This window comes from Bosea sp. OAE506, from assembly GCF_040546595.1.
GTDB lineage: Bacteria > Pseudomonadota > Alphaproteobacteria > Rhizobiales > Beijerinckiaceae > Allobosea.
This window is the reverse complement of sequence record NZ_JBEPOB010000001.1, coordinates 957,927-979,526: the sequence shown is the minus strand read 5'-3', so window position 1 is coordinate 979,526 and position 21,600 is coordinate 957,927. Positions and strand designations below refer to the sequence as shown.

Below are 21,600 nucleotides of genomic sequence, written 5' to 3'. Positions count from 1 at the left end.
CGCTCAATCCTTGAGGCGGCGGCAGAGCGCGTCGAGCTGTTCCAGCGTCTTGTAGCTGATCTTGACCTCGCCGCTGCCATTGGCGCGGTGGCTAATCGAGACGGACAGGCCGAGCGCCTCCTCCAGCGCCTTTTCGACCGCCCGCGTGTCGGGGTCCTTCTCGACCCTGGGCTTGCTCGAGATGCTCTTGGTCTCGCCCCGCGACTCGTCCTGGACGATGCGCTCGATGTCGCGCACGCTGAGGCCTTCGTCGACGATCTTGCGCGCCATCAGTTCCGGGTCCGAAACGGAGAGCAGCGCACGGGCATGGCCGGCCGACACGGCGCCGTCGCTGACCATCTGCCGGACGGACGGCGGCAGCTTCGAGAGACGCAGCGTGTTGGCGACATGGCTGCGGCTCTTGCCGATCACCCGCGCGAGGTCGGCCTGCGTGTAGTTGAACTCGGCAATCAGCTGCTCGTAGCCCGCCGCTTCCTCGATCGCGTTGAGATCGGTGCGCTGGACGTTCTCGACGATGGCGATTTCGAGCGCCTCGCGATCATCGGCCTCGACGAGGATGACCGGGACATCGTGCAGTCCGGCCCGCTGGGCCGCGCGCCAGCGGCGCTCGCCGGCAATGATCTCGTAGGCATCGAGCATGCCGACGATCGCCCGCACGATGATCGGCTGCAGGATGCCGCGCTCACGCACGGACGCCGTCAGCTCCTCGAGATCCTCCTCCGCGAAGCTGCGGCGCGGATTGCGCGCGCTCGGCCGCAGGAATTCGACCGGAACGCGACGCTGGCCGCGGGCCCGCTCCAGCGCGCCGATCTCCTCGCCGACATCGCCGATCAGCGCGGCCAGGCCGCGGCCGAGACGCGAGCGTCCCTGTTCTTCCGCCATCGCCATTGCGTTCAACCTCTGCGTAACGTTTTCAGGCGGCGGCGCGCAGCGCGCGCTCACGCCGGATGACCTCGGAGGCCAGTTTCAGATAAGCCTGCGAGCCGGAGCAGCGCAGGTCATAGAGCAGCGCCGGCTTTCCATAGGAGGGCGCCTCGGAGACGCGCACATTCCGCGGGATCACGGTCTCGTAAACCTTGTCGCCGAGGAACTCGCGGACATCGGCCATGACCTGTCCGGACAGGTTGTTGCGCGGATCGTACATCGTCAGCACGACCCCCTGGATGATCAGCCGCGGATTGAGCCCGGCCCGCACCTGCTCGACCGTCTTCAGGAGTTGGCTCAGACCCTCCAGCGCGAAGAATTCGCACTGCAGCGGCACCAGCACGGCGTCGGACGCGGTCATCGCATTGATGGTGATCAGGCTCAGCGAAGGCGGGCAGTCGATCAGCACATAGGTCAGGTCCGAGCAGCGCTGGTCATAGACCAGCTCGTCGATCGCGTTCTTCAGCCGGTGTGCCCGGTCCTTGGAGGAGGCGATTTCGAGTTCGACACCCAGCAGATCCAGCGTCGAGGGCGCCAGGAACAATCCAGGAACGGCGGTTTCCTGCATGGCCTGCCCGAGGCCGACATCGCCGCAAAGCACGTCATAGGTCGAGGACTTGCGGCTGCGACGATCGACACCCAGCCCGGTCGAGGCGTTGCCCTGGGGGTCCAGATCGACGATCAGCACCTTTTCGCCGATCGCGGCCAGTGCCGTACCGAGGTTGATTGCCGTCGTCGTCTTGCCGACGCCACCCTTCTGATTCGCGAGCGCGAGCACGCGCGGGCGGCGCGGCATCGGAACAGGAGTCAAATCGGTCATGAATCGGCCCGTTTCTCGGCTGCGCGGACCATCAGGATCCGGGCGGCCCCATCCGTCAAGGAGGAAACCGTTGAGGCCTGAATCTTCCAATATCTGGACGACTCCGTCAATTCCGCATCTAGATGTTGTCCCTTCGGAAAGAGTCCGAGCGTGCCTGTTCTCAACAGCTCTTTGCACCAATCGAGGAGCTGCGGCAGCGGCGCCAGCGCCCGGGCGGTCACGACGTCGACTTGGCCGGTGAAATCGCCCACCACATCCTCGATCCGCGCCGCATGCACCGTCACGGGCGCCCCGGTCAGCCGGGCCGCGTGACGCAGGAAAGCGCATTTGCGGCTGTTGCTCTCGACCAGATGGATGCGACCGCCTTCGACCTCCGCAAGGCAGATGCCGATCACCAGGCCCGGGAAGCCGCCGCCGGAGCCAAGATCCAGCCAGGTTCGGGCGGTGGGCGCGAGCCGGAAGAGCTGGAGGGAATCGGCGATGTGCCGCATCCAGACATCGGCGAGAGTGGTGCTGGAAACCAGATTCTTGGCGGCCTGCCATCGCCCCAGCTCCGCCACCAGCAGCGCGAGGCGCTCCTCTGTTTCACGTGAAACAGGCGTCAAGCGCAAAGCGCGGCCGCGGTCCGAATTATCAACAGTCATGACGCGTTATCAACAGTTTGATGGGGTGCGCCACGGCCGTCAGCCGACAGTCGCAAGAACGCGCCGCTTGCGCGCATGAGCAGCGAGCAGGGTGAGCGCCGCTGGCGTCATGCCCTCCAGTCGGCCGGCTTGGGCAATGTCCGCCGGGCGCTCGGCCCGCAACTTGGCCTTGAGTTCGTTGGAGAGCCCGGAAATCGCGTCGAGATCGAGATCGTCTGGCACCTTGAGGGCCTGATCGCGCTGATAGGCTGCGATCTCATCTGCCTGGCGATCGAGATAAACGGAATAGACGGCATCGGCCGTGACCCGCGCGATGGTCCGCCCGGAAAAGCCAGCCAGATCCGGCCAGACGGCAGCCAGCGAGTCGAATGCCGCGTCGGGATAGGACAGGATCTGATAGGCGCTGCGGCGGATGCCGTCGCGGTTGACCTGAAGACCCGCGGCCTCCGCCTGTTGCGGCGACAGCGTCAGGGCCCGCAGCCGCTCCGTCAGCGCCACCGTCTCGGCATTCTGGCTTTCGTACGCCGCCATGCGCCGGCTTCCCACGACACCAAGCCCCGCGCCGAGAGCCGTCAGGCGCTCGTCGGCGTTGTCGACGCGAAGCGACAGCCGGAACTCCGCACGCGAGGTAAACATTCGATACGGCTCCGTAACGCCACGCGTCACGAGGTCGTCCACCATCACGCCGATATAGGAGGCCATTCGTTCCAGCACGACGGGCTCGGCGCCGCCGGCACGACACGCCGCGTTCAGCCCAGCCAACAGGCCCTGGGCGCCCGCCTCTTCATAGCCGGTTGTGCCATTGATCTGCCCCGCCAGGAAAAGGCCGGCAATGGCCCGGGTCTCCAGCGTGTTTCGCAGCGACCGGGGATCGACAAAGTCGTATTCGATCGCATAGCCGGGGCGCAGCATCGTCGCCCGCTCGAGGCCTGGGATCGTCTCCAGCAAACCGCGCTGCACATCCTCCGGGAGGGAGGTCGAGATGCCGTTCGGATAGACGGTGTCGTCGTCCAGGCCCTCGGGCTCGAGGAAGATCTGGTGGCCGTCCCGGTCGCCGAAGCGGCCGACCTTGTCCTCGATGGACGGACAGTAGCGCGGCCCCCGCCCCTCGATCTGCCCGGAGAACATCGGCGCACGATGAAGATTGGCGCGGATGAGATCGTGGCTCGCCAGCGTCGTGCGCGTGATCCCGCAGGCGATCTGGGGTGTGGTGATGGCATCCGTCAGCGCCGAAAACGGCTCGGGCGGATCGTCGCCGGCCTGCATCTCGAGGGCGGCCCAATCGATGGTACGGCCATCGAGGCGAGGGGGCGTCCCGGTCTTCAGGCGACCAAGCGGGAAACCGTGCCGATCCAGCGTCGCCGACAGGCCCAGCGAGGGCGCCTCGTCGACCCGACCTGCGGGAATTCGGGTCTCGCCGATATGGATCAGCCCACGCAGGAAGGTCCCCGTCGTCAGCACGACCGTTCCGGCTCCGAATCGCCGCCCATCCCCGAGGATGACACCCGCGACCCGCCCGTCCCTGATGTCGAGATCGAAGACGTCCCCCGCGATCTGCGTCAGGCCGTCCTGATGCGCCAGCAGATCCTGGATCGCCTCGCGATAGAGCTTGCGGTCGGCCTGCGCCCGCGGACCCCTGACCGCAGGGCCCTTCCGACGGTTGAGCATGCGAAACTGGATGCCACCCCGGTCGGCCGCTCGCGCCATGAGGCCGTCCAACGCGTCGATCTCGCGGACAAGATGGCCCTTGCCCAGCCCCCCGATCGCCGGGTTGCAAGACATCACGCCGATCGTATCGAGACGATGCGTGATCAGAGCCGTCTGCGCGCCGCAGCGTGCTGCAGCGGCGGCAGCCTCGACGCCGGCATGACCGCCACCCACGACGACGACATCGTAGCGGCTCTCGGAGCGGTTGTGGGACATGCGATTTGGCTAGCGAAGCGCCGCGGACAGGTCAAACACTATCGCAGACGTCCGTGCGGTAGCCTGCCGCTACTTGCCGATGCAGAAACCGGCGAAAAGCTGGTCGAGCACGTCCTCGACATCGACATGGCCGAGCAACCGTTCGAGCGCGCGCACCGCGAGCCGGACATCCTCCGCCAGCAGCTCGGCTGGCGCCCCCGGGGAGGCGAGGGCGCGCTCCAGCGCGACGATCGCTTCCATCACCGCGACACGATGGCGTTCGCGCGTCAGGAGGGCAGGCTCGGTTTGGTCCTTGCCGGCGAGCCTCCGTGTCAGCAGCTCGATGAGCTGTGGCAGGCCGTCGCCGCTCTGCACGGACACGGGCAGCTCGCCAGGCCGCAGCGTCCCCGTCAGATCCGCTTTCGTTGCGAGAGGAACGACACTTGAACCCTCCTGATGTCGATCCGCTTCCGAATCGATCGCGCGCAGGCTCAGGACGAGATCGGCCTTGGCAGCGAGATCGCGGGCGCGGCGAACGCCTTCTGCCTCGATCGCATCCGCGCTGTCGCGCAAACCTGCCGTATCGATCAGCGTGACCGGGATGCCGTCCAGATCGAGCCGGACCTCGATCGCATCACGGGTGGTGCCTGCCACCGGCGAGACGATCGCGACATCACGTCGGGCCAGCGCATTGAGCAGGCTGGACTTACCGGCATTGGGCGGGCCCGCCAGAACCACGACGAAGCCCTCACGCACGCGCTCGCCCCGGGCGAAGCTGCCTTGCGCCGCCTTGAGCCCTCGCAGTGCGACGGCGACGAGCCCGAGCGCCCGCTCGACCATAGGCCCCTCGACATCGCCTTCGTCTGAAAAGTCGAGCTCGGCCGCCAGCAGCGCCAGCGCCTCGACGAGATCGCGGCGCCATTCTGCCACCGCAACCCCCAAGGCGCCGTCCATCTGGCGCAATGCCTGGCGCCGCTGCCATTCCGTTTCCGAATCGATCAGATCGGCCAGTCCCTCGACCTCGGCGAGATCGAGCTTGCCGGCCTCAAAAGCGCGGCGCGTGAATTCGCCGGGCTCGGCCAGGCGGACGCCGTCATGGGAACAGAGCAGTTGCAGGAGCCGGGCCAGAACGGCCCGCGAACCGTGAATCTGGAACTCGGCGACATCCTCGCCGGTGAAGCTGGCGGGCCCGGGAAAGAACAGGACAAGGCCTTGGTCGACGACCTCGCCGGCCGTGTCCCGCAGCGCCCGCAGTGATGCCAGGCGCGGAGCAGGCAACGGACCTGCCACCGTTTCGAGGACGAATCGAACGCGGGGTCCCGAGACGCGGACAACCGCGACGCCCGCTCGCCCCGAGGCGGAGGAGAGGGCGACGATCGTCGGCACGTGGAAGAGCGTGTTCATCGCCGGACCGGCAACCCGTCCGTCACGGAGCCGAATCGGCCGCCGCGCCAGAATGTCAGGTGTTCATCGAGTCGAAGAAGTCGGCGTTCTGCTTGGTCTGGCGCAGCTTGTCCATCAGGAACTCGATCGCGTCCTGCGGGCCCATCGGGTTGAGGATGCGGCGCAGCACATAGGTCTTGGCCAGCACATCCTTCGGCGTGATGAGCTCTTCCTTGCGGGTGCCCGACTTGAGGATGTCGATCGCCGGGAAGATGCGCTTGTCGGAGACCTTGCGGTCGAGCACGATTTCCGAGTTACCGGTGCCCTTGAACTCCTCGAAGATGACCTCGTCCATACGGCTGCCGGTGTCGATCAGCGCGGTGGCGACGATGGTCAGCGAGCCGCCTTCCTCGATGTTGCGGGCCGCGCCGAAGAAGCGCTTGGGGCGCTGCAGGGCGTTGGCGTCGACACCGCCGGTCAGCACCTTGCCGGAGGAGGGGACGACCGTGTTGTAGGCGCGCCCGAGGCGGGTGATCGAGTCCAGCAGGATCACGACGTCGCGGCCATGCTCGACGAGACGCTTAGCCTTCTCGATCACCATCTCGGCGACCTGGACGTGGCGCGTGGCCGGTTCGTCGAAGGTCGAGGACACGACCTCGCCCTTCACCGAGCGCTGCATGTCGGTGACCTCTTCAGGCCGCTCGTCGATAAGCAGCACGATGAGGTAGCATTCCGGGTGGTTGGTCGTGATCGACTGCGCGATGTTCTGCAGCAGCACGGTCTTGCCGGTACGCGGCGGCGCGACGATCAGGGCGCGCTGGCCCTTGCCGATCGGCGCGACGATGTCGATGACGCGGGCCGAGAAATCCTTCTTGGCCGGCTCGGCAACCTCGAGCCGCAGGCGCTCGTCGGGATAGAGCGGCGTCAGATTGTCGAAATTGATCTTGTGCTTGATCCGCTCGGGATCCTCGAAATTGATCGTGTTGACCTTGAGCAGAGCGAAATAGCGTTCGCCGTCCTTCGGGCTGCGGATCGGGCCTTCGACGGTGTCGCCGGTGCGCAGGCCGAATTTCCGGATCTGCGTCGGCGAGACATAGATGTCGTCGGGACCCGGCAGATAGTTGGAGTCGGGCGAACGCAGGAAGCCAAACCCGTCCGGCAGGACCTCGACCACGCCCTCGCCGAGGATCTCGGTCTCGCGGGCGGCGAGCTGCTTCAGGATCGCGAACATCAGCTCCTGCTTGCGCATGGTGCTGGCGTTCTCGACCTCGAGCCCCTCCGAAAAGGCGAGCAGTTCGGTCGGAGACTTGACCTTGAGGTCTTGGAGCTTGATTTCCCGCATGGGGCACCCGGATCGAAAATGTCACGACACTGAAGGCCGCGACCAGGACGGTAATGGGATGATCGACAGGCCCGGACGGACGGCGCTGGGGTTGAGCGCCACGAGCGGCTGCCAGGGCAGTCGGCTCACGAACCATCGACAACAGGGAGAACGCTGGAGAAGCGTGATGTCTGATAACCGGAAACCGCGTCCGGCTCAAGCGCCAAACGGCGATTGCCTCAGAAGGGTTTGACGATGACGAGAATGACGATGCCGACCATGAGCACGGCCGGCACCTCGTTGATCACCCGGTAGAAGCGGCCCGACTTGGTGTTGCGGTCGTTGGCGAAGTCGCGGACCCGCCCGACGAGATAGCCATGGACGCCCGAGAGCAGCACTACGAGCAGGATCTTGCCGTGCAGCCAGCCGCCTTTGAAGCCGAACGCAGCCCAGGCGAGGTACAGGCCGAGCACCCAGGTGACGATCATCGCGGGGTTCATGATCCCACGGAGAAGCCGGCGCTCCATCACCTTGAAGGTCTCGGACTGCACCGAGCCCGGCGCGGCATCGACATGGTAGACCATCAGCCGCGGCAGGTAGAGCATTCCCGCCATCCAGGAGATCACCGCCAGGACGTGGACGGCCTTCAGCCATTCATACATCGCGAACGATCTCCGTCATGCCGGTTCGATCAACCCCGCACCGCGGCCAGAAGCCGCTCGACATGCGCAATCGGCGTATCCGGCAGGATGCCGTGCCCGAGATTGAAGACGAAGGGTCCCTTGCCGAACGCCTCCATCACGGCCGCGATCTCGCGCTCCAGCTCCGGGCCACCGGCACGCAGCACCAGCGGATCGAGATTGCCCTGCACCGGCACGAGCGACTGGATCTCGTCGCGGGCGAAACCACGATCGATCTCCGATTCCAGGCCGACGGCATCGACACCCGTGCCGCGGACGTAAGCCGGGATCAGCTTGCCCGCGCCACGCGGGAAACCGATGATCTTCGCCTGGGGCTGTCGGGCGCGCACGCCCTCGACGATCCGCCGCGTCGGCACGATGCACCAGCGCTCAAAATCAGCCTCGCCCAGCGAGCCCGCCCAGCTGTCGAAGATCTGCACGGCGTCGACCCCGGCCTCGATCTGCGCGCAGAGATAATCGATCGAGGTCACGACGATCCGGTCGATCATGAGGCGGAAGAGTGCCTCGTCGCGGGTGAAGAGCTCCTTGGCCGGCCCCTGGTCCGGCGTGCCGCGACCCGCGACCATATAGGTCGCAACCGTCCAGGGCGCGCCACAGAACCCGATGAAGGCCGTCTCCTTCGGCAGCGAGGCTCGGACGCGACGCACCGTCTCGATGACGGGGTCGAGCACGCTGAGTCCGGCCTGGCGGTCGATCTCGGACAGCCTGTCCCGGTCGGCCACAGGCTCGAGGCGGGGACCTTCGCCCTCGACGAACCAGAGCTTCTGGCCCAGCGCCTGCGGCACGACGAGAATGTCGGAGAACAGGATCGCGGCATCGAAACCGAAGCGGCGGATCGGCTGGAGCGTGACCTCGGCGGCCCATTCGGGATTGTAGCAGAGGCCGAGGAAACTCCCGGCCTTGGCACGGAGCTCGCGATACTCGGGCAGATAGCGTCCGGCCTGGCGCATCATCCAGATCGGTGGCGTCGGCAGCGTCTCGCCGGACAGCGCTTTCAGAAAGGCAGGCTGGTCAGGTGTCGTAAGGCTCATCGGCGATCCATCCCCCATCTCTCTTAAATAGATTTCTAGAGAGAGAATCTTCTTTTTTGACTCTTGGATGGGGGCAGATAGCCCGACGCAATCCGATCCACAACCTGTCCACAGGTGCCGAGCCTGATCGAGGCGAGACGTTCTGTCTATCGGTGGGGCGTTAACGGTTTGTTAACCCGTGTGAATCGTGGTCGCTCGTCGGCGCGGCAAAATGATTCACGTGAAACACTCCTGCCTCTCCCCACAGCCCCTGGCCTGTTAACGGATCGTTAGGGTTATACAGACCTTAACGGCGCGGCCCTCGAAAGCGCTCTCTTGTCCACAGCGCTCCCCAGCCCACACATGGCCCTCGGCCTGCGTGCGGCCCCCTCACAGTGCCGCGGCATTCACCCGCCGATTTGCTTTGGCGGCCCGCCGGGCTAGAGGTGGCAGACCGCGTCACCGCTCCGGGGAACCCCGTGCACCGCAATTATTTTCATCTCCACCTGGTGTCGGACGCGACCGGCGAGACGCTCATCGCCGTCAGCCGGGCCGCGGCCGCGCAGTACGAATCGGTCTCCGCGATCGAGCATGTCTATCCGCTGGTGCGCTCGGAGGCGCAGCTCGCGCGCGTGCTCGCCGAGATCGAGGCCTCGCCCGGCGTCGTGCTCTACACCCTGGTCGAACCGGAATGGTCGCAGCGGTTGGAGAACTTCTGCCGCGAGCTCGGCTGCCCCTGCCTGTCGGTGCTCAACCCGGTGCTGACGCTGTTCCAGTCCTATCTCGGCCAGGCCTCGGCCCCGAAGCCGGGCGCCCAGCACGTACTCAATGCCGAGTATTTCCGCCGCATCGACGCGATGAACTACACGCTGCTGCATGATGACGGGCAGCTCGGTGGCGATCTCGAGAATGCCGACATCATCCTCGTCGGCATCAGCCGGACCTCGAAGACGCCGACGTCGATCTATCTCGCCAATCGCGGCATCAAGACTGCCAACATCCCGCTGGTGCCGAATGTGGCGCTGCCGGCGGAGCTCGAGCATGTCAGGAAACCGCTGATCGTCGGGCTCGTCGCCAGCCCCGATCGCATCGTCCAGATACGCCAGAACCGGCTGCTGTCGCTGCGCGCCGACGACGAGACGCCCTATGTCGACCCTGCCTCGGTGGCCGACGAGGTCGCCCAGTCGCGCCGCCTCTGTGCTCGCAAAGGCTGGCCGGTGATCGACGTGACCCGACGCTCGATCGAAGAGACGGCCGCCTCGATCCTCGATCTCCTGCGCGACCACCGCATGAAGTTCATCGCGACATGATCGCGGGCTCTCGCCTCTGGCTCTCACCTCAACCGTTGGTGCTGGCCTCGGGCAGCACCACCCGCCGCGACATGCTGATGGCAGCCGGGGTTCCCGTGGAGACGGTGAAGCCATCGGTCGACGAGCGGGCGGTCGAAGTGCCGCTGCTGGCTGCGGGCGAATCCCCGGCGCGCATCGCTCTGGCCCTTGCTGTCGCCAAGGCCGCGGCCGTCTCGGCGCAGCAGCCGGACCGGTTGGTTCTGGGGGCCGACCAGACGCTCGCTTGTGCAGGCGAAGCCTTTCACAAGCCGGCGGACCGTGCCGCGGCGGGCCGGCAGATCGCCGCTCTCGCGGGCCGCGATCACGAGCTGCACAGCGCCTTTGCGCTGGTGCGGGGCGGTGAGGTTCTGGCCGAGGGACACCAGACCTCCCGGCTCACCATGCGCCCGCTGACGCCCGGCTTCATCGAGGCCTATCTCGACAGGGTCGGTGATGCGGCCTTCTCCAGTGTCGGCGGCTATCAGATCGAGGGCCTGGGCGCACAGCTCTTCGAGAGCATCGAGGGCGACCATTTCACCATTCTCGGCTTGCCGCTGCTGCCCGTCCTGGCGGCGCTGCGCGATCTCTCTGTCCTTGCCCGCTGAGCCCGACCCTCCATGACACCGCGCTGCTTTGTCCTCGGCCACCCCGTCGCCCATTCCCGCTCGCCGCTCATCCATGGCAGCTGGCTTGCCGAACACGGCCTCGCCGGCAGCTACGAGCGCATCGATGTCGCCCCACCCGATCTGGCGGCCTTTGTCGCGCGGCTGCGAGCGGGCGAGTTCACCGGTGGCAATGTCACCGTTCCCCACAAGGAGGCGATGCTGGGGCTGGTGGACCATGCGACGGATGCCGCGCGCGCCATCGGCGCGGTCAACACGCTCTGGCGCGAGGGCGAGCGCATCTGCGGCGACAACACCGACGTCTCGGGCTTCCTCGCCCATCTCGACGCCACCGCACCGGGCTGGGACGAGCGCGTCTCGACGGCGCTGGTTCTGGGCGCGGGCGGCGCCGCCCGCGGCATCGCCTTCGGGCTCAAGGGTCGCGGCATCGGTCGGATCATCCTCGTCAACCGCAGCCGCGCGCGGGCCGATGAACTGGCGACCGCGCTCGGCAAGCCGATGGAGGCCGCAGACTGGGCACGGCGCGACGCGCTCGTGGGTGAGGCCGATCTGGTGATCAACACGACGGCGCTCGGGATGCACGGCCAGCCACCACTGGAGATCGACCTTGCGGGCCTGCGGCCAGGAACCATCGTCGACGATATCGTCTATGTCCCGCTGGAGACGCAGCTGCTGATCGAAGCGCAGCGCCGCGGCGGCATCCCCGTCGACGGACTCGGCATGCTCCTGCACCAGGCGGTGCCGGGTTTCGCGCGCTGGTTCGGCGTCAAGCCGACCGTCACGCCGGCGCTGCGGGCGAGGCTCGAAGCCGATATCCTCGGCCACTGATTCGCAGGGCAAGCCCACCTCGGGCTCCGGGACGCGGCACGCCATGACCTTCATCCTCGGCCTGACCGGCTCGATCGGCATGGGCAAGTCGACCACCGCCGCGCTGTTTCAGGCGCGTGGCATCCCGGTCCACGATGCCGATGCCACCGTTCATGCGCTCTATCGCGGCCGGGCCGTTCCGCTGATTGCGGCGGCTTTCCCCGATGCCGTACGCGACGGCGCGGTCGACCGGCCAAGCCTCTCCGCCGCCGTGCTGGGCAAACCGGAGGCGATGGCGCGGTTGGAGGCCATCATCCATCCGCTGGTGCGCGAGGAGGAGGAGGCGTTCCTGCGCCGATGCCGGGAGAGAGGGCAGGGCCTTGCGGTCCTCGACGTACCGCTCCTGCTCGAGACTGCCGGCGAGAGGCGCTGCGACGCCGTCCTCGTCGTCAGCGCCTCGGCGGAGATCCAGCGCGCCCGCGTGCTGGCCCGGCCGGGGATGACCGCCGAGCGGCTCGATGCGATCCTGGCCCGGCAGATGCCGGATGCGCAGAAGCGCGCGCGGGCCCAATTCATTGTGGACACGTCGCGCGGCGTTGTGGCGGCGGGCCGGCAAGTCGGGTCTATCCTGGCTGCGCTCGCCGGACGTCCGGGCCGAGGCGGGCAAGGGTGGACCGACCATGCGTGAGATCGTTCTCGATACCGAGACCACCGGCGTCGAGGCGCTGGGCGGCGACCGCGTCGTCGAGATCGGCTGCGTCGAACTCGTCAACCACTGCCCGACCGGGCGCAGCTTTCACAAATACATCAATCCCGAGCGGCCGATGTCGGAGGGCGCCTTCAAGATCCATGGCCTGTCCGACGCGTTTCTGGCACCGCAGCCCATCTTCGCCGCCATCGCCGACGAGTTCGCCGGGTTCATCGACGGCGCCCGGCTGGTGATCCACAACGCCGCCTTCGACGTCGGCTTCCTGAACATGGAATTCCAGCGCATCGGCCTGCCGCCGATCGAGTCCTCGCTGGTCGTCGATACGCTCTCGATGGCCCGCCGCAAGCATCCGGGCGCTTCCAACAGCCTCGATGCGCTGTGCACGCGCTACGGCATCGACAACAGCCGCCGCACGCGCCACGGCGCGCTGCTCGACGCCGAGATCCTGGCGGAGGTCTATATCGAGCTGATCGGCGGCAAGCAGGCGTCGCTGGGCCTTGGCGCCGGGGAGGCCGGTGGCAGCGGTCTGGCGCCGATCCGGATCGAGCGGCCGCAGCGCCAGCGCCCGCTGCAGCCAAGGCTGGACGAGGCTGCCATCGCCGCCCATGAGGCCTTCATCCGCTCGCTCGGCAAGAACCAGCTCTGGCGCGGCTATCTCGGCATCGCCGAGGAGGCCTGACGCCCTCCTCAGTCGCCTTTACTGCGCATCGCCCGGCGCGAGAGCATGTTGAGCGCCTCGACCATCGCCGAGAACGCCATCGCCGCGTAGATGTAGCCCTTGGGCACATGGGCGCCGAAGCCCTCCGCGATCAGCATCCCGCCGATCATTAGCAGGAAGCCCAGCGCCAGCATCACGATGGTCGGGTTCCTCTCGATGAACAGCGCCAGCGGGTCGGCTGCCAGCAGCATGACCAGGACGGAGACGAGCACGGCGATCACCATGACCGGGATGTGGTCGGTCATGCCGACCGCAGTGATGATGGAGTCGATCGAGAAGACCAGGTCGAGCAGCAGGATCTGGAAGATCACGCCGCCGAAGGTGACGGTCGCGGCACGGCCGCCGTCGAACACGTCCGGCCCGTGATCGGGATCGACCTTGTGGTGGATCTCGACGGTCGCCTTCCAGACCAGGAAGAGCCCGCCGCCGATCAGGATGAGGTCGCGCCAGGAGAAGGCCTTGCCGAAGACCGAGAAGATCGGCGCCGTCAGCTGCACGATGATCGCGACCGTGCCGAGCAGGGCGAGCCGCAGGAACAGGGCGAGCCCGATGCCGATCTTGCGCCCGCGCGAGCGCTGCTCCTCCGGGAGCTTGTTGGTCAGGATCGAGATGAAGATCAGGTTGTCGATGCCGAGGACGACCTCCATGGCGATCAGGGCACCGAGCGCAGCCCAGACTGCGGGATCGGCGGCGAGCGTCATGAGATAGTCCATCGGTCCTCCGGCAGCGCGTCGGGATTCGGGGGAGATGGCGAGCGGTGGGTGGTCCCGCAAGGGAAACGCGTCGGAAATGCCCGGCCTTGGCCAACGAAAAAGGGCCCCGCAGGGCCCTCGATCGTCTCGGCTTCGGTCTCGGCTCAGGCGAGCGGAGCGCCCTGCTGGCCCTGGAACTCCTGCATGCGCTGCTGATACAGCGCCGCGAAGTCGATCGGCGGGACATAGAAGGGCGGGAAGCCGCCATTCTGCACCGCCTCGGCGATGATCTGCCGGGCGAAGGGGAACAGCAGCCGGGCGCAATCGATCACCAGCACGGGGTGAATATGCTCCTGCGGCACGTTCACCAGCCGGAACACGCCGCCATAGCTGAGGTCGAAGGCGAACAGCGTCTCGCCGTTCAGCTCGGCCTTGCCCTCGAGCTGGAGCACGGTCTCGTAGTCGTTCTCGCCGAGCGCGCTGCTGGAGACATTGACCTGCAGCGACATCTGCGGGCCTTCCTGGGCGGCCTGCTGGCCGAGAGCGCGCGGCGCCTTGGGATTCTCGAAGGAGAAATCCTTGGTGTACTGGATCAGGGCGCTCATGCTCGGCGCTGCGTCTGCGGCACCGTTGCCGTTGGGAAATTCGTTGGCCATCGGTCCCATCGCTTTTGGCTGGCTGTCTCGGGAAGTCCGCACCCGTCCGAGGCCTTGGACTGCGCTCTGCACTCACGCAATGGCGCGGGCGTCGGCTATCATGGTCCAAAGCGCCGCACAAGAAGTCGCCTTCACAAGCCGAGGGGTGGATGTTACGAGCCTAGTCCCCCATATGACGCGTACGGCGCTCCCGCGAGGGGATGCTGGTCCTGCAATATGACTGGAGCTCGGGTCAGCTTTCGATGCAAAATTCCTTCGACATGACGACTCTGGTCTTCCTGGCTCTGGCCGTTTTCGTCGCCTGGAAGCTGCGTTCCGTGCTCGGCCAGAAGACCGGCAGCGAACAGCCCCCGGCCGATCCGTTCTCCCGCCGCGAAACTCCGCCGCTGCGGCCCGACCAGGCCGCCCCTGCCGATGCGCGCCGCGACAACGTCATCCGCCTGCCCGGCGCGGCCAATGATCCGGCTGCAGCCGCACCCGCGGCCGACCGCTTCAAGGATATCGCGCCGGAAGGCTCGCCGATCCTCGCCGGCATCGAGAGCGTCATCAAGCAGGAGCCGGGCTTCGATCCGCGCGAGTTCCTCGGCGGCGCCAAGGCCGCCTATGAGACGATCGTCACCGCCTTCGCCCGCGGCGACCGCAAGATGCTGAAGGGTCTGCTCGCCAAGGAAGTCTATGAAGGCTTCGAGCAGGCCATCACCGATCGCGAGAAGCGTGGCGAGAAGGCCGAGTCCAGCTTCGTCTCGATCGACAAGGCCGACATCACCGCGGTCGACGTCAAGGGCAAGACCGCCCAGGTGACCATCGCCTTCATCTCGCAGCTCATCAGCGTGACGCGCGACGCCCAGGGCAATGTCGTCGACGGCAGCGCCGAGGCGGTCTCCGAGGTCAACGACATCTGGACCTTCTCGCGCCAGCTCGGCAGCCGCGACCCCAACTGGCTTCTGGTCGCGACCGAATCCGCGGCGTGATCCGTGGCGCCGGTCTCGCACTGGCGCTGCTCGCGGCCTGCGCGACACCCCTGACCGCGATGGCCACGACACCTCCTCCTCTGCCGCAAGGGGCTCGTGCCGAGGCCCTGGCACCGGTCCAGGTGCCGGGCTGGGCCGGAGACGATCATCGCATCGTCCTCTCGCTCTTCGCCGCAGGCTGCCAGGCCGAGCCGCCTCTGCGCGCCGCCGTCCCCGTTCCTGCTGCTCTCCTTTCGGCCTGCGCCCAGGCCGGGCGTCTCCAGGCCGCCGGCCCGGTCAGTGCCGCCGCGGCGAGGCAGTTCTTCGAGACGCAATTCGGCTTCTGGCGGATCCGCTCCGCGCCGGGAGCAACCGGCTTCATGACCGGCTATTTCGAACCCGAGTTCGAGGGCTCGCTCACCCGCTCCGCCGAGTTCCCGACGCCACTCTATGGCCGACCGCCGGAACTGGTTACCCGCATGCCGGGAGACGACTGGCCGGGCCTGGATAGCGGCTTGTCGGCTGCCCGACGGACGGGCAATGGCCTCGAGCCCTTCCCGGACCGTCTGGCGATCGAAACCGGCGCGCTCGACGGGCGCGGCCTCGAAATCCTCTGGATGCGCGATCCCGTCGATCGCTTTGTCCTGCAGGTCCAGGGCTCCGGCCGCATCCGCCTGCCGGACGGCCGCGTGACGCGGCTGGTCTATTCCGGCCGCAACGGCCATGCCTACACCTCGCTTGGCCGCGTCCTGAGTGAGCGCGAGGCCATCCCGCCCGCGCAGATGACGATGGACGTCCTGATCGCGCGGCTGAAGGCCGATGCGGATTTCGCGCGGGACCTGATCCGGCTCAACCGCTCCTTCGTCTTCTTCGCCCGCCGCGACGACCTTCCGGCCGAAAGCGGGCCGATCGGCGGCGCGGGCCTGCCGCTGACGCCGCTGCGCAGCATCGCCATCGACCGGGGTATCTGGCCCTATGGCCTGCCGGTCTGGATCGACGCGACCGTTCCGGGCGCAGGCGGCGGCGAGGAGCGGCTGGCGCGGCTGATGCTGGCGCAGGACACCGGATCGGCCATTCTGGGCCCGGCGCGGCTGGATCTCTTCGTCGGGTCGGGGGCAGCGGCCGGCCATCGCGCCGGGCTGATCCGCCACCCCGTCGATTTCATCGTCCTCTGGCCGCGCGATCCCGGGCCTTAAGCATGCGGTCGCGGCGGGGACGGACATTGTCGGAGGCCGATCTCGCGCTCTGGCGGCAGGTCGCGCGCTCCGTGAAGCCGCTGCCGGGTCGCGCCCCGGTCGAGCCGGAACCCCCGCCGGTCGAGGCGCTCCCTGTCCCCAAGGAGCCGCAGCCCGCGGCGGCTGTCGCCCTCGGCCGTCCACCCCCCGCCAAACCCGCCCCGCCGCCGCTGGCGCCGCTGGAGAACCGTCTGCGCACGCAGCTTCGGCGTGGCCAGCAGGGCGTCGAGGCCGTCATCGACCTTCACGGCATGCGGCAGGACGAGGCGCATCTGGCACTGCGTGCCTTCCTGCGCCGCGAGCAGGGGCGCGGCACCCGCCTGGCGCTGATCGTCACCGGCAAGGGCGCAGCCGGCACGACACTGTTCGGGGAGGAGCGCGGCGTGCTGCGCCGGGTCGTGCCGCACTGGCTGCGGCTGCCGGATCTGCGCCCGCTCGTCGTCGGCTTCGAGGAAGCGCAGCAGCGCCATGGCGGCTCGGGCGCGCTCTATGTCCGGCTGCGCCGCGCCCGGGATGCCGGTCCGTGACGCCCTTCGGACGGCGCGTGCGCGACCTCAGGGACGAGCGCGGAATGACGCTCGCGGAGATGGCGGGCGTCCTCGGCGTCACACCGGCCTATCTCTCGGCCCTCGAGCACGGCAAACGCGGCCGCCCGACCTTCACCCTGATCCAGGGCGTCATTCATGTCCTTGGCGTCATCTGGGACGAGGCGGACGAGCTGGTGCGCCTCGCCGATCTCTCGCATCCGCGGGTGACGGTCGACACTGCCGGCCTCGATCCCGAGGCGACCCTGCTGGCGAACCGCCTCGCCCGCGATATCGGCGTGCTCGATCCGGAGGACCTGACGCGGCTCTGCGATGTCCTCGACGAGGCCGCGGCCCGGCGCGGCCGCGCGGGCGGCGCGCCTTGACCCGCATCGCCATGGATGCGACAGGCCCCGCCAAGCCTAGCCATTCCCTTCCGACATCCCCTTTTCGCACAGCAACGGGCATCCCATGACCAGCACGCGCACCGACGTTCTCGCCCTCGGCAACGCCATCGTCGACGTCATCGCGGCGGCGGAAGAGGACTTTCTGGCGAAGCACGGCCTGACCAAGGGCGCGATGGCGCTGATCGACGAGGCCCGCGCCGAATCCCTCTATGCCGCGATGGGGCCCGGCAAGGTCATCTCGGGCGGCTCGGCTGCCAACACCATCGCCGGCCTCGCCTCCTTCGGCGGCAAGGGCGCCTTCATCGGCAAGGTCAAGGCCGACGAGCTCGGCAAGCTCTACCGCCACGACCTCGCCTCGCTCGGCGTCGCCTTCGACACGCCCGCCGCGACGGAGGGGCCCGCCACCGCCCGCTCCTTCATCATCGTGACCCCCGATGGCGAGCGCACGATGAACACCTATCTTGGCGCCTGCCAGGGCCTCGGCGTCGCCGATGTCGATGCGAAGGCGATCGAGAACGCCGACATCATCTATCTCGAGGGCTATCTCTGGGATCCGCCGGCCGCCAAGGACGCCTTCCGCAAGGCCTCCGAGATCGCCCACAAGGCCGGCGGCAAGGTCGCGATCACCCTGTCCGATTCCTTCTGCGTCGACCGCTATCGCGACGAGTTCGTCGGGCTGATCCGCAACCGCATGGTCGACATCGTCTTCGCCAATGAGCACGAACTGAAGAGCCTCTACCAGGCGCCAGCCTTTGAGGATGCGCTGGCGGCCCTGCGGCAGGAGAACATCCTCGCCGTCGTCACCCGCTCCGAGAAGGGCGCGCTGGCGGTGACGCCCGAGGGCGTGATCGAGGAGCCGGTGTTTCCGATCGAGCGCGTTGTCGATGCCACTGGCGCCGGCGATCTCTTCGCTGCCGGCTTCCTCTTCGGCCTGACCTCGGGCCGCGAGGTCCGTGACTCGCTGCGGCTCGGCGCGCTCGCCGCCGCCGAGATCATCAGCCATGTCGGCGCCCGGCCGGACGTTAACCTGAAGACGCTGGCGGGGAACGAAGGGCTGCTCTGAGCCTTGCCGTCATTCTCGGGCGCTTCGGGCGGACCCGAGAATCTCCTGCAGGACCAGATGCGCGTGACCGCGCCCCACTTGTCATGAGATGCTCGGGTCAAGCCCGAGCATGACGACGGATGTTCAATACAGCGTCGCCTTGACCCGCTCGGGCAGCGCCTTGTCATAAGCCGCACCATCGAACATCTCGACCGCCGCGTCCCGCGCTGTGATGGCGCGCAGGATCGTGCCCGCGCTCGGCACCTTGCTGCGGTCGACATGCCGCTCGGCATTCCACAGCTCCGCCCGGACGACCGCGCGCGAACACTGGAAGTAGACACTCTCCACGGTGACAACGATGACGCAGGCCGGAGCCTTTCCGGCGACGGCGAAGCCCGCGCACAACCCAGGGTCGCCGGAGAGGGTCGCGACTCCGTTGACGCGCAGCGTCTCCCCGTAACCGGGGATCAGGAAAAGCATTCCGATTCTCGTATCGAACAGGATATTCTTCAACGAATCCAGACGGTTATTGCCTCTTCGGTCGGGAATCAGCAGCGTTTTCGCGTCCCGGACCGTGACAAAGCCCGGCTTATCCCCGCGCGGTGAACAATCCAGGCCGTCCGGACCGTTCGTTGCGAGCACGAAAAACGGTGAGGCGGCGATCAGCGCGCCATAGTTCTCGTCGACATGGTCGATCTCCTTGTGGATCGACGCCGGTGCGACCGGGTTGGGGTAGAGCGCCATGAGCTGCCCGAGCGAGGTGATGGCGTGAGCGGTCATGTCCGGCGTCCGTGAGCAGCATTCGATAAGTCTAGACTATGACGATCCCGCCGCGGCGGCCAGCACCACACTGACAATATTCGCAATCTGTCAGCCAAGGCTGCGTGTTTTCCGGTTCACGCACCCGCAACGAAAAAGCCCCGCATCGTCAGATGCGGGGCTTCGCGTTTCACGTGAATCGCGTGAGGAGCTGCGGCTTACTCGGCCGACTGCTTCTCGCGGGTCTTCTCGGCATCGCGCTGGGCCTTGAGCTTCTCGGTGATGTCCTCACCGGTCTCCTGGTCGACGACCTTCATCGAGAGGCGGATCTTGCCGCGCTCGTCCTGGCCGAGGAACTTGACCTTGACCTTGTCGCCTTCCTTGACGACGTCCGAGACCTTCTGGACGCGGGCGGCGGCCAGCTCCGAGATATGGACCAGGCCGTCCTTGGCGCCGAAGAAGTTCACGAAGGCACCAAACTCCATGATCTTCACGACGGTGCCGTCATAGATCATGCCCGGCTCTGCCTCGGAGACGATCGACTTGATCCACTTGATCGCGGCTTCGATCGACTTGCCGTCGGCCGAGGCGATCTTGATGGTGCCGTCGTCCTCGATGTTGACCTTGGCGCCGGTCTTCTCAACGATCTCGCGGATGACCTTGCCGCCGGAGCCGATGACTTCGCGGATCTTGTCGACCGGGATCTTCATCGTCTCGATGCGCGGGGCATACTCGCCGAGCTGGCCGCGCGCGGTGGCGAGCGCCTTGTTCATCTCGTTGAGGATGTGGTCGCGTCCGCCCTTGGCCTGGTCGAGGGCGACCTTCATGATCTCCTCGGTGATGCCGGCGATCTTGATGTCCATCTGCAGCGAGGTGATGCCCTCGGCCGTGCCGGCGACCTTGAAGTCCATGTCGCCGAGATGGTCCTCGTCACCCAGGATGTCGGAGAGCACCGCGAAGCGCTCGCCTTCCAGGATCAGGCCCATGGCGATACCCGCGACAGGCGCCTTCAGCGGCACGCCGGCGTCCATCAGCGCCAGCGAGGTGCCGCAGACGGTGGCCATCGAGGAGGAACCGTTCGACTCGGTGATCTCCGAGACGACGCGGATCGTGTAGGGGAACTCCGACTTCGCCGGCAGCATCGGCCGGATGGCGCGCCAGGCGAGCTTGCCATGGCCGATCTCGCGACGGCCGGGCGAACCCATGCGGCCGGCTTCACCCACCGAATAGGGGGGGAAGTTGTAGTGCAGCAGGAAGGTCTCCTTGTAGGTGCCTTCCAGCGAGTCGATGAACTGCTCGTCATCGCCGGTGCCCAGCGTGGTCACGACCAGCGCCTGCGTCTCGCCACGGGTGAACAGGGCCGAGCCGTGGGTGCGCGGCAGGATGCCGGCTTCCGCAACGATCTTGCGGACCGTCTTGAGGTCGCGGCCGTCGATGCGGATGCTGTCGTCCAGGATCATCCAGCGCACGACCTTGGCCTGCGCTTCCTTGAACTGGCTGCCGACCTGCTCCTTGGTGAAGGTCGTGACGCCGTCCGGGGTCTCCGAGATCAGCGAGGCGACCTTGGCCTTGGCGGCATCGAGAGCCTTGTAGCGCTCGGCCTTGGTGCGGATCTGGTAGGCGGCGCGGATGTCGGCGTCGACCAGCTTGAGCACGGCGTCGAGAACGGTGGAGTTGTCGGCCGGCGTGTAGTCGCGCGGCTCCTTGGCGGCCTTCTCGGCCAGGCGGATGATCGCGTCGATCACCGGCTGGAAGTGCTTGTGGCCGAACATCACGGCGCCGAGCATGATCTCCTCGGAGAGCTGCTTGGCTTCCGACTCGACCATCAGGACGGCGTCGGGCGTGCCGGCGACGACGAGGTCGAGCTGCGACTCCTTGATCTCGTCGACCAGCGGGTTGAGCTTGTAGGCGCCGTCGAAATAGCCGACGCGGGCGGCACCGACCGGGCCGGTGAAGGGCACGCCCGACAGGGTCAGGGCGGCGGAGGCGGCGACCATCGCGACGATGTCGGGGTCGTTCTCGAGGTCATGCTGCAGCACGGTGCAGACGACCTGCGTCTCGTTGCGGTAGCCCTCGACGAAGAGCGGGCGGATCGGCCGGTCGATCAGGCGGGAGACCAGCGTCTCCTTCTCGGTCGGGCGGCCTTCGCGCTTGAAATAGCCACCCGGGATGCGGCCGGCGGCGAAGGTCTTTTCCTGGTAGTTCACGGTCAGCGGGAAGAAATCGATCCCCGGCTTCGGCGATTTGGCGGAGACGACGGTCGCGAGCACGACGGTCTCGCCATAGGTGGCGAGCACGGCGGCGTCGGCCTGGCGGGCAATCTTGCCGGTCTCGAGCACGAGCTTGCGCCCGCCCCACATCAGTTCTTCGGTCTGGACATCGAACATGGATTTTCTTTCGGATCGGATGCGACCCGCCTTCGCGTCCCAAGCCCATGGGCAAGAC

General features: G+C 67.2%; 21 protein-coding genes and 1 pseudogene. 10 read left to right on the top strand and 12 right to left on the bottom strand.

Annotated features, from left to right (window positions below; translation table 11 throughout):
• Window positions 1-3 precede the first annotated feature (3 nt).
• The 8 genes and pseudogenes from ABIE41_RS04700 to hemE all read right to left on the bottom strand — a co-directional run bounded on the left by ABIE41_RS04700 (window position 4) and on the right by hemE (window position 8,744).
• Window positions 4-882, bottom strand: a complete 879-nt coding sequence (locus tag ABIE41_RS04700; RefSeq protein ID WP_192643632.1) for a ParB/RepB/Spo0J family partition protein — start codon at window positions 880-882, stop codon at window positions 4-6.
• 31 nt (window positions 883-913) lie between these two features.
• Window positions 914-1,744, bottom strand: coding sequence for a ParA family protein (locus ABIE41_RS04695; RefSeq protein ID WP_192643631.1), 831 nt, complete (start codon window positions 1,742-1,744; stop codon window positions 914-916).
• Complete coding sequence (gene rsmG / locus ABIE41_RS04690) at window positions 1,741-2,388, bottom strand: 16S rRNA (guanine(527)-N(7))-methyltransferase RsmG (RefSeq protein ID WP_192643630.1); 648 nt, start codon at window positions 2,386-2,388, stop codon at window positions 1,741-1,743. The genes ABIE41_RS04695 and rsmG overlap by 4 nt, the downstream gene beginning before the upstream one ends.
• Before the next feature lie 39 nt (window positions 2,389-2,427).
• Window positions 2,428-4,311 (bottom strand): tRNA uridine-5-carboxymethylaminomethyl(34) synthesis enzyme MnmG, encoded by a 1,884-nt coding sequence (gene mnmG, locus ABIE41_RS04685; RefSeq protein ID WP_192643629.1) that lies wholly within the window; start codon window positions 4,309-4,311, stop codon window positions 2,428-2,430.
• Between the two features lie 69 nt (window positions 4,312-4,380).
• Window positions 4,381-5,694 carry a tRNA uridine-5-carboxymethylaminomethyl(34) synthesis GTPase MnmE gene (gene mnmE, locus ABIE41_RS04680; protein WP_192643628.1) on the bottom strand — a complete coding sequence of 438 codons (1,314 nt, stop codon included), beginning with the start codon at window positions 5,692-5,694 and terminating at the stop codon, window positions 4,381-4,383.
• A gap of 55 nt (window positions 5,695-5,749) precedes the next feature.
• Complete coding sequence (rho, locus tag ABIE41_RS04675) at window positions 5,750-7,015, bottom strand: transcription termination factor Rho (RefSeq protein WP_069053186.1); 1,266 nt, start codon at window positions 7,013-7,015, stop codon at window positions 5,750-5,752.
• A 218-nt stretch (window positions 7,016-7,233) separates the two neighbouring features.
• Window positions 7,234-7,656, bottom strand: a pseudogene (gene hemJ / locus ABIE41_RS04670) (protoporphyrinogen oxidase HemJ); the annotation flags it as partial.
• Window positions 7,657-7,685: 29 nt separating this feature from the next.
• Window positions 7,686-8,744: a uroporphyrinogen decarboxylase gene (gene hemE / locus ABIE41_RS04665; RefSeq protein ID WP_465247080.1), complete on the bottom strand. Its 1,059-nt coding sequence runs from the start codon at window positions 8,742-8,744 to the stop codon at window positions 7,686-7,688.
• A 440-nt stretch (window positions 8,745-9,184) separates the two neighbouring features.
• Between hemE and ABIE41_RS04660 the strand changes: the two genes are divergently transcribed.
• The 5 genes from ABIE41_RS04660 to dnaQ are packed head-to-tail and all read left to right on the top strand — an operon-like array spanning window position 9,185 to window position 12,851.
• On the top strand, window positions 9,185-10,015 hold the full coding sequence (locus tag ABIE41_RS04660; RefSeq protein ID WP_192643625.1) for a pyruvate, water dikinase regulatory protein: 831 nt from the start codon (window positions 9,185-9,187) through the stop codon (window positions 10,013-10,015).
• Entirely contained in the window at window positions 10,012-10,638 is a 627-nt protein-coding gene (locus ABIE41_RS04655; RefSeq protein WP_192643624.1) for a Maf family protein, read from the top strand. Before ABIE41_RS04660 ends, ABIE41_RS04655 begins: the two co-directional genes overlap by 4 nt.
• Before the next feature lie 12 nt (window positions 10,639-10,650).
• On the top strand, window positions 10,651-11,484 hold the full coding sequence (locus ABIE41_RS04650; RefSeq protein ID WP_192643623.1) for a shikimate dehydrogenase: 834 nt from the start codon (window positions 10,651-10,653) through the stop codon (window positions 11,482-11,484).
• A gap of 43 nt (window positions 11,485-11,527) precedes the next feature.
• Window positions 11,528-12,151, top strand: coding sequence for a dephospho-CoA kinase (gene coaE, locus ABIE41_RS04645; RefSeq protein WP_192643622.1), 624 nt, complete (start codon window positions 11,528-11,530; stop codon window positions 12,149-12,151).
• The gene (gene dnaQ, locus ABIE41_RS04640; RefSeq protein ID WP_192643621.1) at window positions 12,144-12,851 is read left to right on the top strand and encodes a DNA polymerase III subunit epsilon; all 708 of its coding nucleotides are present in this window, start codon (window positions 12,144-12,146) and stop codon (window positions 12,849-12,851) included. Before coaE ends, dnaQ begins: the two co-directional genes overlap by 8 nt.
• Before the next feature lie 8 nt (window positions 12,852-12,859).
• Here the strand turns inward: dnaQ and ABIE41_RS04635 are convergent, their stop codons facing one another.
• Both ABIE41_RS04635 and secB read right to left on the bottom strand, forming a co-directional pair.
• Complete coding sequence (locus ABIE41_RS04635; RefSeq protein WP_192643620.1) at window positions 12,860-13,603, bottom strand: TerC family protein; 744 nt, start codon at window positions 13,601-13,603, stop codon at window positions 12,860-12,862.
• A 143-nt stretch (window positions 13,604-13,746) separates the two neighbouring features.
• Window positions 13,747-14,238: a protein-export chaperone SecB gene (gene secB, locus ABIE41_RS04630; protein WP_192643619.1), complete on the bottom strand. Its 492-nt coding sequence runs from the start codon at window positions 14,236-14,238 to the stop codon at window positions 13,747-13,749.
• Window positions 14,239-14,480: 242 nt separating this feature from the next.
• Between secB and ABIE41_RS04625 the strand changes: the two genes are divergently transcribed.
• From ABIE41_RS04625 to ABIE41_RS04605, 5 genes are all read left to right on the top strand, one after another.
• Window positions 14,481-15,209, top strand: coding sequence for a Tim44/TimA family putative adaptor protein (locus ABIE41_RS04625; protein WP_192643618.1), 729 nt, complete (start codon window positions 14,481-14,483; stop codon window positions 15,207-15,209).
• Window positions 15,206-16,384, top strand: a complete 1,179-nt coding sequence (gene mltA / locus ABIE41_RS04620) for a murein transglycosylase A (RefSeq protein WP_192643617.1) — start codon at window positions 15,206-15,208, stop codon at window positions 16,382-16,384. Before ABIE41_RS04625 ends, mltA begins: the two co-directional genes overlap by 4 nt.
• 2 nt (window positions 16,385-16,386) lie before the next feature.
• Complete coding sequence (locus ABIE41_RS04615) at window positions 16,387-16,950, top strand: Smr/MutS family protein (RefSeq protein ID WP_192643616.1); 564 nt, start codon at window positions 16,387-16,389, stop codon at window positions 16,948-16,950.
• The gene (locus ABIE41_RS04610) at window positions 16,947-17,333 is read left to right on the top strand and encodes a helix-turn-helix domain-containing protein (RefSeq protein ID WP_192643615.1); all 387 of its coding nucleotides are present in this window, start codon (window positions 16,947-16,949) and stop codon (window positions 17,331-17,333) included. Before ABIE41_RS04615 ends, ABIE41_RS04610 begins: the two co-directional genes overlap by 4 nt.
• 85 nt (window positions 17,334-17,418) lie before the next feature.
• Window positions 17,419-18,417, top strand: a complete 999-nt coding sequence (locus ABIE41_RS04605; protein ID WP_192643614.1) for an adenosine kinase — start codon at window positions 17,419-17,421, stop codon at window positions 18,415-18,417.
• 123 nt (window positions 18,418-18,540) lie between these two features.
• Here ABIE41_RS04605 and ABIE41_RS04600 read toward each other — a convergent pair whose 3' ends face one another.
• Entirely contained in the window at window positions 18,541-19,176 is a 636-nt protein-coding gene (locus tag ABIE41_RS04600) for a pyridoxamine 5'-phosphate oxidase family protein (protein ID WP_192643613.1), read from the bottom strand.
• Between the two features lie 197 nt (window positions 19,177-19,373).
• Entirely contained in the window at window positions 19,374-21,542 is a 2,169-nt protein-coding gene (gene pnp / locus ABIE41_RS04595) for a polyribonucleotide nucleotidyltransferase (protein ID WP_192643612.1), read from the bottom strand.
• Window positions 21,543-21,600 lie beyond the last annotated feature (58 nt).